The following is a 16,997-nucleotide window of genomic DNA, read 5'->3' on the forward strand; positions in this document are numbered from 1 at the left end:
AATAGTCACGATGACTATTCATTCAAGGAGAAGAACGTTGCAAGGAATGCGACTTAAACGGTTTCTACCGTTTGCCGTGCTAGCGATTTGCTTTGCATGGTCAAGCCATACAGGTGGCTTGAAGTATATTCCTATATACGAAGGTCTGACGATTCGTGCTCAGAAAAGTTCTCCTCCGCACGTGGCCTTCGAAGAAACAATTCGTACTAATTCAAACTTCAGTGATTGGCAGCGATTCGAGTCCATGATGCCAGTGGCATTGGGGGTCGAAAAAAAGTCTCCGGCCCTATTCGCGCAAAGAGTGGTTCTCGCTGAGATGACCATTCAAAAACAAGTGGAATCTGTGGCGATGTCGACGCCAAACTTTGAGCCAATGCCAGTTGGACCTGCTGTCGGTGCTAACGATGCATGGATGACGGAACTTTCCAACGCTCAGAAAAATCGCTTGCAGGCAGCGCAAATTAGAAACGATGTCCTGAATCAAAGTTGGTCTGAACCATCATTTGGTGAAACTGCTTTGGCAGCACTTGAAAAATCCGGCGCGATTAATAACAGTGGTCAGATCATTCAGCAAAATCGCACAACGAATTCAAATGTGAAAGTTTCCGGGCCCCAAGGTCAACAACTGGATCAGCCGCGAGTCAGTCGCGCGCCGACTTCGGATGAACCAAGCACTGAGCAATCATTTGTGGGTTCTGGATCGGGTGCAGGAGCGGCAGCTCAAGATGGTGTTCGTCGTATCGTGGGACCGATTGAAATTACCGGTGGCTTGGCAGTTACGAATGAACATCATATAGAAGTTCGTCGCAACGATGAGGGTGTTCTTAAAGAACTTGGCCGCGTAGATTTGCAAAAAGGGACTTACAATATTGATGTTGAGCAGACTTCAGGAACTGTTGTTGCTCGCCTGGTAAGTAAAGATGGCAAGACAATGGGTGAAGGCAGTTTCCGACTGAATCGCCTGGTTCCTGGTGCACAGAACTACTTATCTGGTCCAAAAATAAAAATTGAACCACATCCGGATTACTCGGTGGCGGTCCTAAGTGCCTACAGTTCACAAGCCAAAGATGCAGCTCCGACTCAAACCCGTGTCACTTTTGTAAAGGGTGTCAGCGATGTTAAAGTGGATCGCGACGGAATTGCCTCGATGGAGAACGTCACCCGGGGATCCTCGACGGTCATGAGGGCCGCAGCTCCAAAGCATTTAGAAACCACCAATATTATCGTATCAGGTAAAGAATCGCGCACGACACTTTATCCGGAAGCGATGGTCTCGGCGTTACTTGATATCATGGCTTCGCAACGTCAGGAGTCCTATGATGAGGCGCCAAGTTTAATCTGGGGCAAAGTTACTTTGGATGGAAAGCCTGTCGCTGGAATTGATGTTATTGTCGAAACATCTCCAGATTTAAAACCGGTTTACTTCAATCAATTCATGATTCCTGATCCGAAACTTACAAAAACCAGTGAAAACGGTTTGTATGCTTTTGTTCAGGTACCAACCGGATTTCATTCTCTGCTTGCAACCCGCTCTGATTCAATTTTTGGATACGTGAATGTGGTTGCCGAAGAAGGCGCCATTGCCCAGGGTGATCTGGATGCGACGATGAAAGTCGAATCTGTTCCACTTCGTGTCTACGATGCCTTCAGTGGTGATCCGACTTCGGCAACAGTGACTATGCAGTCTTTGACGGATGAACTTCATGTGGTGGAAGGTGTCGCAACAGTCAGTTTGCCAAACTTAAACCGTATGGGTTTGATGAGAGTCCATCCTGAAGGTGCAGACTTCATCCCTGCCCGTTATCTTTACAATGACAATGACGAGTTCGTGCATATTCCTCTGGTTCGTTGGGATTGGTTGCGTGCGATCAAGTCCTTACTGAAAATCAGCGATACGCCGTCATCAGGTTTGATTGTTGGTTTTGTTCCTGACGAAGATTTTGAAGTATACCTGGCAGGATACGATCATTTTAATTCTCAGGACATCGTGTACTTTGATATGCAGGGACGTGTTCTGCAGAATCGTAAAGGTTCTGCGGGTGGTGGCTTTGTTATTTACAATGCCCCTCAAGATACGCATGAAGTTGTCGTCATGGGTGCACGCACGCAGAAGGTGTACTCCCGCGTGGTTCCTGTTGATGCAAACTCACTGTCAGTTCTGAATTTTAGAGAGTAGAAAACTCTGCGACTTTTCTTTTAAAGAAATCACCGCGATCTTCAAAAGACTTAAACTCATCCCAGCTTGTGCCACCCGGACTTAGCAAAACTGTGTCGCCGGATTTAACCTTTGAAAGAACATATTCAATGGCCTCATCAAGGCGTGCAAAGCTGTTGCCGGCAAGTCCGGATTTGGTTTGCGCCACCTGACGACATTCTCCGAAGAAGACAAACTCAGCGCGAGGCAGTTTTGATAATGTTGAAAGCTGCTCCCAAGGAAGATTCTTATCTCGTCCCCCAAGCAGCTGGAACAATGTTCCGCCCGAAACCAATGTGTCAGACGCGGCAGTTGCAGCAATGACCACGCTATCCATTGCAGTTGCTTTGCTGTCGTTAATAAATCGAACGCCTTTGATGGATCCCAAATTCTCTAAGCGGTGGCTTAAACCTTTGAAGTTTTTCATGCCTTCGATGGCAGAATTCGGCCAGCCCGCTTCACGGCAAAGGGCTGTCGCCAAGGCAAGATTGTCCTGATTGTGCTGCCCAATCAGTTGAGCTTTTTGCAGCTGATAGGATTGAAGATCAGAATCATTTTTCGATATTATTTTTAGCTGTGGCGTTGGTGTTTTGCCTTTGGAGTATTCAATCAGGTCGCCACCTTCGGAATTTAGCAGCATGGTTTTTCTGGTTATTCCCAGAATGTTCCACTTTGTCTGATAGTAGTGTTCGATGCTGTCGTAGCGCTCAAGATGATTGGATGTGAAATAGGTTATTGCCGAATGATCCAATTGCAGTCCTGCGCAATTTTCAAGTTGATAACTGGATAGTTCAAGCACCACCCAGTCAGCAACAGGACGCTTTTTTTCCACGACGTCAGCAGCGTAGGATGCGAATGGAATACCCAAGTTTCCGCCTACGAAACCTGTTTTAGAAAAGGCTTCAAGGCCTGCCTGTATTAATGAAACGGTGGTGCTTTTCCCGACGGACCCCGTAACACCAATAAGTTTTTCGGTGGATAAGCAAGAGCAAGCCAACGAAATTTCGCTGGTGATTGCGATTCCTTTGGACTGAGCATCCTTGATCCAGGGAGCTGCCAAGGGAACACCAGGTGACACCACCAGGGTCTGGGGTTTTCCCTCAGACATGAGTTTACTAGCGTCCGAGTAGTTTGCAGAATCCAACTTTCCGTCGAAGGTCAGGATGTTTTCAGAACTCACTCCACAGGCGATAAGAAGTCGTTTTGCGGCATCACCGCTTTTTCCCATTCCGACGATAGCAATTGGTACTTTCAGGTTCTTGATATATTGGCTCATCTGGCAGATAGTATTATCAGGAGGCAGTTTTGCCCACTTCTTTTTTCGTGCACCCAAAGGCCGATTTTAAATCGGCGCAATATACCGCAATCATTAGCGATCTGCATCTGACCGAGGCAGAACCAGTGAACTTGCGTTTTCCTTTATGGAAAAAATTTAAGACTCGACAGTTTTTCTATGATGATGTTTTTGAAATGTTTCTGAAACATCTTGAAGAGCGTGCACAGGGAAAACCTGTGGAGCTTGTACTTAATGGTGACATTTTTGATTTCGACAGTGTTTTGAATCTTCCAGATCAACCGGTTTTTCATGTCAGCTGGATTGAGAAACATAGGGGGTTGCAACCGCGATCTGAAAGATCTCGACACAAGATCGAAGTAATCTTGCGTGATCACATGGCCTTTGTCAGATCTTTGCGCGAGTTCATCGTGCGCGGGAATCGCGCCGTATTTGTTATCGGTAATCATGATCTTGAGCTTCACTTCATGGAAGTTCAGGATGAAATCATGCGCCACTTGAATCTGCCGGATGATAAGCGCGAAGAAGTTCGTTTTGTTGAGTGGTTTTACATTAGCAATCAGGACACTTTGATCGAACACGGCAATCAGTACGACCCCTATTGCATGTGCGAAGATCCGGTGAATCCGTTTGTGCGTGGCTACAACTATGTAGCCCTGAAGCTGCCTTTTGGAAACTTGGCTTGCCGGTATATTTCCAACGGCATGGGATTCTTTAATCCTCATGTTGATACCAACTACATTATGACCCTAAAGGAATACATCCTGTTTTTCTTTAAGTACATCTGGCGAGCGCAACCCGGATTGGTGTGGACCTGGTTCTGGGGTTCGGTGGCGACACTTGTTCACTCATTTTTTGATCGCTTGTCAGCTCCCATTCGTAATCCCTTGAAGATTGAAGATCGCATCGATGTGATTGCGGAAAAGGCCAATGCCGAGCCGCGCATGGTTCGAGAACTTAAGGAACTTTTTGTTGCTCCTGCGGCCAGTGAGCCCATGTTATTGGCGCGTGAACTCTGGCTGGATCGCGCCTTTATTGTGTTTATTGCGTTCTTTTTGATTTTTCAGCTGATGACTTTTATTCGTTCAGTTTACGAAATATCGATTTTCTGGGCGTTTATTCCGCTGTTTGTGCTTCTGCCATTCTTTTTGTTCTACAGCAAATCAGTGACATCGTTGGTTTCCAGTTACAAAGAACCCGATGATCGAGTGCTAGCGATGGCAAGTGCGATTACCAAAGTAAAACGCATTGTTTATGGGCACACTCATCATACAAGGCATGAAATTATCGGGTCTGTGGAACATTTGAACAGTGGATGTTGGTCCCCCGCTTTTTTGGACGTCGAGTGTACAAAACCGCTGGATCAGAAAACTTTTGTGTGGATTTCACCTGGAGAACATAATTCTCGCCAGGCAGAGCTGTGCAAGTTCGTTGATGGTGGTTCCGAAGTGATGTTGGGTTCGAACCGGGGCATAACGGTATAGGATATTGCGGCGCAAAAAAAGATTTCCCATTGTCAATTATAGGTCCCTTATGCAAACCTTTTACTGTTCAATTTTCAACTAAGGATGGAGAGTTATCATGGCTGAAGTACTTGTAGTAACTAGCAAAGTGAAAAAACTTATCAAAGAAAAAGGCGGCATGAACACTTCTGCTGAAACTATCGACGTTCTCAGCAAAGCTATCGAGCAACTTTGCTTGAAAGGCGTTGAGTCTGCAAAAGCTGACGGCCGTAAAACAGTTATGGCTCGTGATATCGTTATCGATCACCTTTAATTTTTAATTAAAGATGAAATAAAAAACCCATGGTTTGTACCATGGGTTTTTTTGTTTTCAGAGCATCTTCTGCAGATCTTCCCAAGAGATAATTTTCACTCCCAGGCTTTGTGCCTTATCCACCTTCGATCCAGGATCGTCACCAACCACCAAATAGCTCAGCTTCGAAGAAACCGAACTTAGAATTTTGCCGCCGTTCTTTTCAATGACGTCTTTGGCATCATCACGTTTGACCGAGAGTGTGCCAGTGATCAGAAAGCTCATTCCGGAAAGTGCGCCCTCGGTGGCGCGTACAGGATTGGTGATTTCCACTCCAAGCTTCAACATTTCATGAACTTCTTTGACCAGCTTCTTGTTGGAGGTCCATTCGCGAATTGAGGTTGCCACCTTAGGGCCGATCTCTGGCACTTGCAGCAGTTCTTCTTCGGAAGCATTCAGGAAGTTTTCAATGTTTACAAAATGGTCAGCCAACAGCTTTGCGGTTTGTTCGCCAACAAAGCGAATTCCCAATGCAAAAATGAATCGCGCCAACGTTGGCTTTTTGCTGTTTTCAACACTGTTAATAATATTTTCAGCGGACTTGTCACCCTGACGTTCCAGGGAAAGGATGTCTTCTTTCTTTAACCGATAGAAATCAGAAAATGAAGTTAGCATCTTATTGTCGACCAAAGTTTCAATCAGACGATCCCCAATTTTATCAAGGTTCATCGCACGACGACCGACAAAATGTTTTAAGGATTCTTTCACCATCGCGATACAAAGTGGATTCGTACAGCGGGTAACGACTTCGCCCTCAGCTTTGTGGGCAGCGGACCCACAGGCAGGGCACTGTGCGGGAATCAAGAAGGGTTTGCTGTTCTTTGGTCGTTTCTCAAGAACCACAGCCACAACTTCGGGAATCACATCGCCGGCTCTTTGAATGATAACAGTGTCGCCAATGCGCACATCTTTGCGATCAATCTCATCTTGATTGTGGAGGGTCGAGTTTGTGACTGTTACGCCCCCCACTTTGACGGGCGTCATGATTGCGACCGGCGTAAGCGCGCCGGTGCGGCCCACCTGAATGGCAATGTTTTCAATTACTGTTGTGGCTTGTTCGGGTTTAAACTTCGCAGCTGTTGCCCAACGCGGACTTCTTGCAACCAACCCCAAGTCTTCTTGCAAGCGCAAAGAGTTTACCTTGATAACTACGCCATCAATATCAAATGGCAAGGTCGAGCGGATTTGTTCGATATGGTGATAGTACTCGACAACTTCTTGTGGTCCCTTGCACACACGCACCAAATCTGGATTTGATTTGATGGCTGTTGGGATTCCCTGTTCAGCGAAGTACTTTTGAATGTCCTCTTGATTTTCAAAAGTCTTTCCTTCAACCAGGCCCAGCGCATAACCAAAAAATTTCAAGGGTCTTGCGGCCGCAATCTTTGAATCCAGTTGGCGCATGGATCCTGCAGCGGCATTACGTGGATTCGCAAATGTTGGCTGACCATTTTCCTGCTGATTTTCATTGAGCTCTGCGAAGTCTTTCTTAAAAATTAAAACTTCGCCACGGGCTTCGAAAATTTCCGGCGCATTCTTTAGTTTTAAGGGAATGCTTTTGATGGTCTTGATGTTTTCGGTCACATCTTCGCCAATGGTGCCATCACCGCGTGTTAGGGCTCGGACCAGCTGACCTTTTTCGTAAATGATTTCCATGGAAAGACCGTCGAACTTCAGTTCGCACAGGTACTCGACTTCTTTGTCAGTGCTCAGGAATTTTTTAACACGTTCATCAAATTCGAAAATGTCTTCTGGGGAGTAGCTGTTTGCCAATGAAAGCATCGGCAGACGATGTGGTGCCTTGGTGAAACTATCCAGAACTTTACCACCTACGCGCTGACTTGGGGAATCTGATAGATCAAGGCCCTTCTCGGATTTCTCTAGTTTAACCAATTCATCAAAGAGCTGATCGTACTCATAGTCTGTAATCGAAGGACGATCCATGACATAGTAGTTGTAGTCGTGTTCAGCGATGATTTTTTTTAGCTCTTCGTGGCGTTTCTTTGACATACGGCGGACTCTATCACGAGCGAGGGAATTGAATCACGCAATTGCGAGTGTCCTGCGGCGGCGCTTCAAGGTCTAGACCGGGGAATAGCTTGGTGACTGACAGAGTGAGGATGCTTTAATCTTGTTGTTGGAATTGCTCCCAAAGGAGACCGTCGTGATCGATAAAAAATCCATCGAACATATCGCCAAACTGGCGCGCCTGCAAATCACTGAAAAAGAAGCGACTGAGTTCAGTCAGCAGATAGAAAAAATACTGCACAACTTCCAAAAGATTGAACAGATTGATACGACGGGTGTCGAACCGATGATTACTCCAACGGAAATTGAAACATACTGGCGTGAAGACAAAGTGGTGCGGAACTACACGGCCGAGGAAATTATAGCTAATGCCCCTGAGCATGCCGGCAATCTATTTAAAGTACCACCTGTGGTTTAGGAGAGATTGTGGATTTAACTTTTGCATGCATCAGTGAAATTTCAGATGCCGTAAAATCCAGAGAAGTCAGCGCTGAAGAGGTGGCTGTACATTTTCAGAACAGGATTTCATCCCTGGATTCCAAACTGAATGCCTTCACGACCTTAAATGACAGCGCCATCAAAGAAGCCGCGGCAGTTGATGCTCGTATTGCTCAGGGTGAAGACGTGGGACTCTTGGCGGGTGTGCCTTTCGGCATCAAAGAAATGCTGTGCACGAAAAACATTAAAACCACAGCTGGTTCAAAAATTCTTAGCAACTTCGTTCCCCCTTATGATGCGACGGTGGTTGCGCGTCTAAAAAATTCAGGTGTTACCATTATGGGTAAGCTGAATCAGGATGAGTTTGCGATGGGATCCTCCAACGAAACTTCTTGTTTTGGTCCCGTAAAGAATCCCTGGGATGTGAGCAGAGTTCCCGGTGGATCATCAGGTGGCTCCGCGGCCGCTCAAGCAGCACGTTTGGTTGCGGGCACTATCGGCACAGACACGGGTGGCTCCATTCGTCAGCCCGCAAGCTTCTGCGGTATTGTGGGCGTTAAACCCACCTACGGAAGAGTCAGTCGTTACGGAATCATTGCATTTGCGTCTTCGTTGGATCAAGCCGGTCCGATGGTCAGCAGCGTAAAAGATGCGGCACTGACTATGGAAGTTATCTCGGGCCATGATCCGATGGATTCCACGTCCTCACAAAAATCAGTTCCAGCCTGGAGTAAGAATCTTTCAGCGGATATGAAGGGTTTAAAAGTTGGAGTTATCAAGGAGTACATGAAGGGAGGTGTCGATGCAGACACGGAAAAGACCTTCAATGCAGCACTGGAAGCTTTAAAGAAAATGGGAGCGGAAGTAGTAGAGGTATCGGTCAGCATGTCGGAGTTTGCAGTTCCGATCTACTATCTGATCGCAACCAGCGAGGCCTCTTCGAATTTGGCACGCTATGATGGAATTCGTTATGGTTATCGCGCGGACTTCCCAAGTCTTTCCGGTGTAGAGCTAGAGGACTTCTATGGAAAAACCCGCGGTGAGGGTTTCGGTTCTGAAGTAAAACGCAGAATTATGCTGGGCACCTATTGCCTATCCAGTGGTTACTACGATGCTTACTACAACAAAGCCGGGCAGGTTCGACGTATGTTGACCGAGCAATATCTGGCGGCATTTAAGAACTGTGACGTGATTCTAAGTCCCGTTACGACCTCACCTGCGTTTAAAATTGGAGAATTAATTTCTGATCCGTTGACGATGTATCTGAATGACATCTTCACAACTTCAACAAATCTTGCAGGTCTTCCTGGAATGAGCGTGCCTTTTGGTTCTTCGGCGTCGGGATTGCCAATTGGTATCCAGGTTACTTCAAATCATTTCGATGAACAAAGAATGCTGAATGTCGGTTTTGCATTGGAATCTGTCGCGCCAGTAAAAGGAAGCAAACCCCATGTCATATAGAGGTTATGAACCCGTCATCGGGATCGAGATTCACGTACAACTGCGCACCAACAGTAAAATATTCTGTGCGGATGCCACAAACTTCGATGCGAATGATAATGAAAACGTATCTCCGGTTAGCGCCGGGATGCCTGGAACCTTGCCAGTATTAAACAAGCGCGCCATTGAGTTCGGTATCAAAACCGGCTTGGCACTGGGATGCACAATTCGAAAAAAATCTGTATTTGCCAGAAAGAACTATTTCTATCCTGACATGCCTAAAGGCTATCAGATTTCCCAGTATGACCAGCCGATCTGCGAAAATGGATCTGTCACTTTCAAAGTAAATGGTGTGGATAAAACTGTGAATATCTCCAGAGCTCATCTTGAAGAAGATGCTGGAAAATCCAATCATAGTGGTGCGCACACATTAATTAATCTAAATCGTGCTGGAATTCCTCTGTTGGAAGTTGTGACAGGCCCTGATTTACGTTCGCCTGTGGAGGCAGCAGAGTATGGCCGTACGATTCGTCAGATAGTTCGTTATCTTGATGTGTGCGACGGAAATCTGGAAGAGGGTTCCATGCGCTGCGATTGCAATGTTTCAGTTCGCAAAGCAGGCGCACCGGCGTTTGGTACTAAAGTGGAAATCAAAAACGTCAATTCGTTCCGCTTTGTCGAAAAAGCTATCGAGTATGAAATTGAACGGCAGATTGACGAGTTGGAGCGTGGTGGAAAAATTCTGCAAGAGACCCGCCTTTGGGATCCTGACAAGAACCGCACCTTTGCCATGCGCTCAAAAGAAGATGCACAAGACTACCGCTACTTTCCCGATCCTGATTTGTTACCGTTGATTGTGTCTGACGAGTGGATTGAGCAAATTCGAAAAGAATTGCCTGAGCTTCCAATTGCCCGCGCAAAAAGATTTCAGGATCAGCACGGATTGCCGGAATACGACGCGCAAGTTCTGACAAATGAAAAATCTGTCGCTGATTTCTATGAGGCCACAGCCGAGGTTTCAAAAAATCCAAAGGCCTCATCAAACTGGATTATGTCGGAACTGATGCGCGAGCTTAACACTGTGAATATGCAAATAGAAAACTCACCAATCAAACCGGCACAGCTGGGTAAAATGATTGTGTTGATTGATTCAGGCACCATTTCAGGAAAAATTGCTAAAACGGTTTTTCAGGAAATGTGGAGCACGTCGAAGGATCCAGACGTCGTCGTCAAAGAAAAGGGTCTGGTGCAAATCACTGACTCGGCGGCGATTGAAAAGATCATTGACGAAGTATTGGTTAACAATCAACAGGCAGTGGACGATCACAAATCAGGAAAAAAGAAGAACCTTTTCGGATTCTTCGTTGGTGCCGTGATGAAAGCCTCTAAGGGGCAGGCTAATCCTGATATGGTTAATAAGATTTTATTGGAGAAACTGAAGTAATGAAGGTTGCAGCACTTGATCTGGGCACAAACACATTTCTTTGTCTGATCGCCGAAGGCGGACCGGACGGCATTACCAAAGTTCATAAGGACTTGGTTGAAGTTGTTCGCTTGGGACAGGATGTGGATAAAACCGGCAGGCTTCACGTGGATGCTTTGGCGCGCGCGAAAAAATGTCTGACGGAGTTTAAAATAGAAATCGATAAGCATAATGTCGACCGCATTCTGGCGATGGCGACTTCAGCCGCGCGGGATGCAAGCAATGGCCAGGAACTATTTGATATCGGTAAGGAGCTGGGAATTCCGATCGAAGTAATTCCTGGTGAAGATGAAGCGCGCATCAGCTATCAGGGCGCCACCGGTGGCGTGATAGATCCGACTAAAACAAACCTGGTCGTGGATGTGGGTGGTGGCTCGACAGAGTTTATCGTGGGTCGTGGTGAAAAGATCCTATTCGGACAAAGTTTAAATATGGGTGGGGTGCGCCTGACCGAAAGGTTTGTCACTCAACAGCCCGTTCCCCAAGATGAGCAAAAGAATCTTAATGACTATATATATAGTGAGTTGAAGAAGATTCTTCCCAACCTCTCTCGAAATCCCGTGGATCAGATTTTGGCCGTTGCCGGGACCCCGACTTCTATCGTGGCTATTGAGGTTGGCGGCTTTGATGAACAGAAAGTTGATAAATACTTTTTAAGCAAAGAACGCCTGCAGTACTGGGTGGATACATTCGCCCAAACTTCAGTCGAGGAAAAGAAAAGCAAATTTCAACTGGGTGGCCGCGCCGATATTATTTATGCGGGCGCTTCGATATTATTAAATACAGTAAATGCACTGGGCATGCCCGGTATGGTGGTGTCCACTAAAGGAGTTAGGTATGGTGTCGCGCTTGAGATGCTTCGTACTGGTGATCATTCTTAGTTTTTCATTCTCAGCGTTTGCGGGTGTAACTTTCCCAAAGAAGAAAATCACTCTGGCTGGCAAGACTCTTACAGTCGAGGTCGCAACGACTGTCGAACAACAAGCGCAGGGCCTGATGAATAGATCCAGTCTGGGTGAGGACGAAGGGATGCTATTCGTATTCTCTAACGAGGAGACTCGATTCTTCTGGATGAAGAACACCTTAATTGATTTGTCGATTGGCTACTTTAACAAGGATGGTAAGTTAGTCGACATTCAGGAGATGAAATCTGGCAAAGGTCTAGCTGACACGGCTTTGCCGTCGTACGCGAGTGCACTTCCTGCCAAATATGCGTTAGAAATGAGTAAAGGCTGGTTTGACAAAAACAAAGTTAAGGTTGGAGCCAAGTTAAAAATCAACCCATAGTCCAGTGAAAAGATAAACAATTGCCAGCATTCTATACTTGGCTTTAGATTGATATTAACGATTGATTGAAACAGTATGTTTCGTAGCATCACTCAAGGACGAAAAATGATGAAAAAACTCGTTGTACTATTAGCTTGTTTCGGATTGGTTGCAAACCTTAGTGCCTGCAGCTTATTTAGCAAGGACTCTACTGCTGGAGAAGAAGTCACATCTGACTTTGATTCTGCTGATCTAGAGAAGCTTGAAGGTGACCAGGCTTTAGACGCTGGTGTTGAAGGTGCTGATGGCGCAGTTGCCTCATCTGACCAACTTCCAGAAGATGCTCTTGGTGAAACACAACCGGACATGGCAGCAGCTCCTCCTGCAGAAGCTCCAGCTGAGCCACAAGTTGCAGAACTTCCTGCAGATCCATTCGCACCACAACCAGATGCTCCTGCTGCAGACGCTCCAATGGATACCGCAGCATCATCTGTACCAGAACCAACAATGCCAGACACGGCTTCAACAATGTCTGAACCAACAAGTTCTGGTTCCACGACTTATGTTGATGAGCCGTCTGAACCAGCTCCTAAGAAAGCAGCAACGCCTCTTCAGAAAGTTGCAACAGCTCCATGGCAGGTTGGCAAAACTTGGTACAACACGGTTTACTTTGCACGCCCGGGCGATACTCTTAAGAGCATCAGCACGATGATCTACGGAAACGGTAAAAAAGTTGGCGAACTTAAAAAAGGCAACCCGACTATCGCTTCCCGTGGTGTTAAACCAGGCGATAAAGTTTATTACAACTCTCCTCACCGTTCAGACGATTCTGGTCGCTTGATCACTTACTATGAAGACAATGGTGTTCAACCGGAAGTCTACACAGCAAAAGAAGGCGATAACATCAGAGCCGTATCCAAAGAACTTTTGGGTTATGATGGCGCTTGGAAAGAAGTTTGGGCTAGTAACTCTGTAGAATCCAAACAGGAAATTCCGGCGGGAACGCAATTGCAATACTGGAAAGGTGGCCAAGTGGCTGCAGCTCCAGCTCAGCAGGAAGTAGCAGCAGCACCGGCAGCAGAAATGCCGCCAATGCCTGAGGCTCCTGCAATGCCAGACGCTCCACCGCAACAAGCAGCTGCGGATATTCCTCCTCCACCAACGGATATGGCTGCGCCTCCGGCTCCAGATATGCAAGCGCCGCCTCCGCCACCGGAAATGCCTCAAGAGATGGCTCCACCGCCACCGCCTCCTCCAATGCCGGCGATGAATCCACCAACTCCGCCGCAACAAGATGAAGTTGCTGGTACGGGTGCGATGGACAACGATACGACGATGGCTTTGGGTGTAGTTGGTTTGGCAGCGGCAGGTCTTGCAATCTTGATCGTGATGAGAAAGAAACGCAGACAACGTGAGCTTGAACAGCAATCAATGGATAACACTCACGTAGGCACGTAATTGAAATTGGAAATTTGAAATTGGATTAAAAGAAAAGAGCCCGCTTTATCAGCGGGCTCTTTTTATTTATTTTCAACAACGAGCTACTATTAACTTATCCGACCTTTTTAAAGATCGAATCCATCACTGAGCGCGATTCAGTGCGACCGTTCTCAACAAAGTAAATCAAATCATCAACGATTTGAACGTCTCTGTTGTTCACGGGCATGAACTTAACTCCGCACCCAATTGAGTTTGCCCAGATAACATGAGCGGCAACCTTGCGCTCTCTTCCAGCAACGACAAACATCAGGTGCAATTTTTCGTTGGCGCGAACCAATCCGCCTGTAAACTCTAAGAAGGCTCCCGAGATGCTGATATTCTTAAGCGTGCCTTTAGTTTCCTCACGCGCATAATTACGCTTGAAAGAAACCTCTAGGTTTAGAGGGGTTCTTGGTGCTGGAACTTTTAAAGTGTCCTCCACATTAACTCCTTATTTTGCTTAAAGTAGCTATTAACCTTTCGGAATTGCGGGCAAAATATTAAGAGCTTGGCATGAAAATAACTGAAAATTATGGTTACAAGCCGATAACAGGCGTGTCTCGAAATAGGACTTAAGCTATTGAAATTGTAAAGTTTTACATTAACAAAAAGAGTCCCAAATTGGGTCGTATCCAGACCCCGTAAAATGTGAGACACTTCTCTAATAGCGACCACAGTCGTTGCTTTTCCCATTGACAAGACCCCCGAGATTCAAGGAAATTGGGGGAAAGCACACAGTATAGGTCCAGCCGGGCCCTACTTCTTAAAGATCTCTCTTTTTCTTTTTTTAAATCCCACAAGGAGAATTCGTTTGTCCGACCCAAAAGATTCACAAGGCGTTGAAGTCGTTAAGAAACGCACTCGCACCACAAAATCTGCCGATGCAGTTTCCGTAGACGCTGCCCCTGAGGTTAAAGCCGCACCAGTTGCCGCTGAACCTGCACCAGAAAAAACCGCTGCACCAGCGCCAACTGCTGAAGCCTCCGCAGCTCCAAGTGCTCCTCAAGAGCCACAACAACAGCAACAAAGACAAGATCGACCACAACAACAACACCAACGTCGTGATTTCCGTCCAAACAATCGCGACAATAGAGACAACCGCGACCGCGGCGATCGTGGCGACCGTGACAGAAATGATCGTGGAGATCGAAATGATCGCAACCGTCATGACCGTGGCAACAATCAACGCCGTGACTTCCACCGCCCTAGAAATGAAGATCACCAGCCAGCTGGTGACGAACAAAATGTAACCGCGCAACCAGATGTTGATTTGGCTGATATCCAACTGACGGACGAGGAGAAATCCTGGTTGTCGTCTAAGGATCTGAAATCCAAAAACATCACGCAGCTAACGGAGCTTGCGAATAAACTTAAAATTGAAAATGCTGCCGGTCTTCGCCGTCAGGATATGATTTTCGAAATCTTGAAACGCGCGGCAAAACTTGGTCAGGATATTTACGGTTCTGGTGTTCTTGAAATCTTGCCAGATGGTTACGGTTTCTTGCGTTCTCCAGACTATAACTATCTACCAGGTCCGGATGATATCTACGTTTCTCCTTCTCAAATCCGTCGTTTCGGCTTGAGAACAGGTGACACAGTTACCGGTACAGTTCGTCCGCCAAAAGAAGGCGAACGTTACTTTGCACTTTTGAAAGTTGATTCTCTAAACTTCGAGACAACTGAAAAAGGTAAAGACAAAATCCTATTCGACAACTTGACGCCGCTTTATCCAAATCAGCGTTTGAAACTTGAACACACACCGGGCGATTACACGACTCGTGTTGTGGACTTGATGGCGCCACTTGGAAAAGGTCAACGTGCATTGATCGTTGCCCCTCCAAGAACAGGTAAAACAGTTCTTATGCAACAAATCGCAAATGCGATTACGGCAAATCACCCTGAAGTGAAGTTGATCGTTCTATTGATCGATGAACGTCCGGAAGAGGTGACTGACATGCAACGTACTGTAAAAGGTGAAGTTGTATCGTCTACGTTCGATGAACCTCCAACTCGTCACGTACAAGTTGCAGAGATGGTTATCGAAAAAGCAAAACGTCTGGTTGAACACAAGCATGACGTAGTTATCTTGCTCGACTCTATCACTCGTTTGGCTCGTGCATACAATACTGTAGTTCCTCCATCTGGTAAGATCTTGTCGGGTGGTGTGGATTCCAATGCCCTTCACAAACCAAAACGTTTCTTCGGTGCTGCTCGTAACATCGAAGAGGGTGGATCTTTGACGATCATCGCAACAGCGTTGATCGATACAGGTTCTCGTATGGATGAAGTTATCTTCGAGGAATTTAAAGGTACTGGTAATGCCGAGATCCATTTGGATCGTAAGCTTATGGAAAAACGTATCTTCCCTTGCATGGACATCAATAAATCAGGCACTCGTAAAGAGGACTTGTTGATTGATAAAGCAGACTTGAATCGTCTGTGGATCCTAAGAAAAGTATTGGCACCGATGAACGTTGTCGATGCGATGGACTTCTTGTTGGATAAAGTGGGTAACACTAAATCTAACGCTGACTTCTTGAAAGCGATGTCAGGCAACGGTTAGTTCAGAGTTAAAATAATAATAAAAAAGGGAGTCGAAAGACTCCCTTTTTTATTTCAGAATACTGTGGCCGATCTTTGTACTTAACTTCTTTTTTAGATGGTCGGTTTCGCATCCTCCGTAAAGGTTTCCATTTACGATTCCTTCGAATGGATAGATGTAGTCAGACATTCCGTCGCTTCCGGTTTTGGTGGTGTCCACTAACAGCGAGCCTTGTACACCGATGACAGTTAAAAGAATGGTCCCGTTTTTATTGAAGATGACCTTTGCGACACCTTCTTTGTCGGCAGAACCTGGCGAACTGTGGGTCAGTTTATTTGTGTCCGAATTGTAGGTGAGGTTGAAAAAAGGCTCCGTAAAGAAGCAATAGATTCTTTCGGCGCGGGCTGTTTGTGAAGATAGTAAAGCCACAACAAGCGGCAAAAATGGTTTCATATTCAACTCCTTAGGGGAGCTAATATCTTGAACTTTACCCGAAACCTCAAGTTTCAATGAGGTAACCTGCAGAGGCCGCGGGGTCTGGTTTTTATGGTGATACTGGAGCTATACAAATGCGACCATCACTTAGGGAAAATTGTTCTAAAGTATTGATATTATGAGGTTATTTATAAACAATTTATGGCAAAATTAGGAAGCTTAGCTGCCAAAAAAAGCAGCGATTAATGCTCGACAGCGGGGAACCCCTGTGTTACATCCTTACAGCTTAAGACCCACAGGTTAAATTAATTAAAAGGAATCAGGTCATGAAACAAAACCTACATCCAAAAGTGAACACAGTCGTATTCAAGGATATTTCTTGCGACTTCATGTTCTTGGGAACATCCACTCTTCATTCTAACGAAAAAGTTACTTGGGAAGATGGCAAAGAATATCCACTAGTTAAAGTTGAGATCTCTTCAGCATCTCATCCATTCTTCACTGGTAAACAGCGTGTAATGGATACTGAAGGTCGTATCGATCGTTTCAAAAAACGTTACGGCAAAAAGTAAATTGCAGACCT

The 16,997-nt window shown here is 46.0% G+C and carries 15 protein-coding genes; 11 read left to right on the forward strand and 4 right to left on the reverse strand.

The features are described from left to right. Window positions 1–46: 46 nt before the first annotated feature. Window positions 47–2,176 carry a hypothetical protein gene (locus ACLVWU_RS00240; RefSeq protein WP_413576450.1) on the forward strand — a complete coding sequence of 710 codons (2,130 nt, stop codon included), beginning with the start codon at window positions 47–49 and terminating at the stop codon, window positions 2,174–2,176. On the opposite strand, the gene murD is transcribed toward ACLVWU_RS00240, so the two are convergent. Then, window positions 2,166–3,527 (reverse strand): UDP-N-acetylmuramoyl-L-alanine--D-glutamate ligase, encoded by a 1,362-nt coding sequence (murD, locus tag ACLVWU_RS00245; RefSeq protein WP_413576451.1) that lies wholly within the window; start codon window positions 3,525–3,527, stop codon window positions 2,166–2,168. The genes ACLVWU_RS00240 and murD overlap by 11 nt on opposite strands. On the opposite strand from murD, the gene ACLVWU_RS00250 reads away from it, so the two are divergent. Beyond that, entirely contained in the window at window positions 3,518–4,972 is a 1,455-nt protein-coding gene (locus ACLVWU_RS00250; protein ID WP_413578814.1) for a metallophosphoesterase, read from the forward strand. The genes murD and ACLVWU_RS00250 overlap by 10 nt on opposite strands. A 97-nt stretch (window positions 4,973–5,069) precedes the next feature. After that, window positions 5,070–5,264 (forward strand): histone-like protein, encoded by a 195-nt coding sequence (locus ACLVWU_RS00255; RefSeq protein WP_142698475.1) that lies wholly within the window; start codon window positions 5,070–5,072, stop codon window positions 5,262–5,264. Window positions 5,265–5,321: 57 nt separating this feature from the next. On the opposite strand, the gene ligA is transcribed toward ACLVWU_RS00255, so the two are convergent. Next, on the reverse strand, window positions 5,322–7,313 hold the full coding sequence (ligA, locus tag ACLVWU_RS00260; protein WP_413576452.1) for an NAD-dependent DNA ligase LigA: 1,992 nt from the start codon (window positions 7,311–7,313) through the stop codon (window positions 5,322–5,324). Window positions 7,314–7,467: 154 nt separating this feature from the next. Here ligA and gatC point away from each other — a divergent pair, with 154 nt between their 5' ends. From gatC to ACLVWU_RS00290, 6 genes are all read left to right on the forward strand, one after another. Continuing rightward, window positions 7,468–7,749: an Asp-tRNA(Asn)/Glu-tRNA(Gln) amidotransferase subunit GatC gene (gatC, locus tag ACLVWU_RS00265; protein WP_413576453.1), complete on the forward strand. Its 282-nt coding sequence runs from the start codon at window positions 7,468–7,470 to the stop codon at window positions 7,747–7,749. An 8-nt stretch (window positions 7,750–7,757) separates the two neighbouring features. Beyond that, entirely contained in the window at window positions 7,758–9,230 is a 1,473-nt protein-coding gene (gene gatA, locus ACLVWU_RS00270; protein WP_413576454.1) for an Asp-tRNA(Asn)/Glu-tRNA(Gln) amidotransferase subunit GatA, read from the forward strand. Continuing rightward, window positions 9,220–10,653, forward strand: coding sequence for an Asp-tRNA(Asn)/Glu-tRNA(Gln) amidotransferase subunit GatB (gene gatB / locus ACLVWU_RS00275; protein ID WP_413576455.1), 1,434 nt, complete (start codon window positions 9,220–9,222; stop codon window positions 10,651–10,653). The genes gatA and gatB overlap by 11 nt, the downstream gene beginning before the upstream one ends. Further along, on the forward strand, window positions 10,653–11,573 hold the full coding sequence (locus ACLVWU_RS00280) for a Ppx/GppA family phosphatase (RefSeq protein ID WP_413576456.1): 921 nt from the start codon (window positions 10,653–10,655) through the stop codon (window positions 11,571–11,573). The genes gatB and ACLVWU_RS00280 overlap by 1 nt, the downstream gene beginning before the upstream one ends. After that, window positions 11,542–11,979, forward strand: coding sequence for a DUF192 domain-containing protein (locus ACLVWU_RS00285; protein ID WP_413576457.1), 438 nt, complete (start codon window positions 11,542–11,544; stop codon window positions 11,977–11,979). Before ACLVWU_RS00280 ends, ACLVWU_RS00285 begins: the two co-directional genes overlap by 32 nt. Before the next feature lie 105 nt (window positions 11,980–12,084). After that, window positions 12,085–13,416, forward strand: coding sequence for a LysM peptidoglycan-binding domain-containing protein (locus tag ACLVWU_RS00290; RefSeq protein ID WP_413576458.1), 1,332 nt, complete (start codon window positions 12,085–12,087; stop codon window positions 13,414–13,416). Window positions 13,417–13,510: 94 nt separating this feature from the next. On the opposite strand, the gene ACLVWU_RS00295 is transcribed toward ACLVWU_RS00290, so the two are convergent. Further along, entirely contained in the window at window positions 13,511–13,879 is a 369-nt protein-coding gene (locus ACLVWU_RS00295; protein WP_413576460.1) for a PilZ domain-containing protein, read from the reverse strand. 369 nt (window positions 13,880–14,248) lie between these two features. Between ACLVWU_RS00295 and rho the strand changes: the two genes are divergently transcribed. Next, the gene (rho, locus tag ACLVWU_RS00300) at window positions 14,249–16,000 is read left to right on the forward strand and encodes a transcription termination factor Rho (protein WP_413576461.1); all 1,752 of its coding nucleotides are present in this window, start codon (window positions 14,249–14,251) and stop codon (window positions 15,998–16,000) included. 48 nt (window positions 16,001–16,048) lie between these two features. On the opposite strand, the gene ACLVWU_RS00305 is transcribed toward rho, so the two are convergent. Next, complete coding sequence (locus ACLVWU_RS00305) at window positions 16,049–16,432, reverse strand: hypothetical protein (RefSeq protein ID WP_413576462.1); 384 nt, start codon at window positions 16,430–16,432, stop codon at window positions 16,049–16,051. A gap of 308 nt (window positions 16,433–16,740) precedes the next feature. Between ACLVWU_RS00305 and ACLVWU_RS00310 the strand changes: the two genes are divergently transcribed. After that, the gene (locus ACLVWU_RS00310) at window positions 16,741–16,986 is read left to right on the forward strand and encodes a type B 50S ribosomal protein L31 (RefSeq protein WP_413576463.1); all 246 of its coding nucleotides are present in this window, start codon (window positions 16,741–16,743) and stop codon (window positions 16,984–16,986) included. Window positions 16,987–16,997: the final 11 nt, after the last annotated feature.

The organism is Bdellovibrio sp. HCB290 (assembly GCF_047305925.1).
GTDB lineage: Bacteria > Bdellovibrionota > Bdellovibrionia > Bdellovibrionales > Bdellovibrionaceae > Bdellovibrio.

Bases quoted from the DNA above. Each gene is read 5' to 3' on its own strand.
- ACLVWU_RS00240 (WP_413576450.1), top strand. From the start codon at position 47: ATGCGACTTAAACGGTTTCTACCGTTTGCCGTGCTAGCGATTTGCTTT.
- ACLVWU_RS00255 (WP_142698475.1), top strand. From the start codon at position 5,070: ATGGCTGAAGTACTTGTAGTAACTAGCAAAGTGAAAAAACTTATCAAA.
- ligA (WP_413576452.1), bottom strand. From the start codon at position 7,313: ATGTCAAAGAAACGCCACGAAGAGCTAAAAAAAATCATCGCTGAACAC.
- gatB (WP_413576455.1), top strand. From the start codon at position 9,220: ATGTCATATAGAGGTTATGAACCCGTCATCGGGATCGAGATTCACGTA.
- ACLVWU_RS00280 (WP_413576456.1), top strand. From the start codon at position 10,653: ATGAAGGTTGCAGCACTTGATCTGGGCACAAACACATTTCTTTGTCTG.
- ACLVWU_RS00290 (WP_413576458.1), top strand. From the start codon at position 12,085: ATGATGAAAAAACTCGTTGTACTATTAGCTTGTTTCGGATTGGTTGCA.
- ACLVWU_RS00305 (WP_413576462.1), bottom strand. From the start codon at position 16,432: ATGAAACCATTTTTGCCGCTTGTTGTGGCTTTACTATCTTCACAAACA.
- ACLVWU_RS00310 (WP_413576463.1), top strand. From the start codon at position 16,741: ATGAAACAAAACCTACATCCAAAAGTGAACACAGTCGTATTCAAGGAT.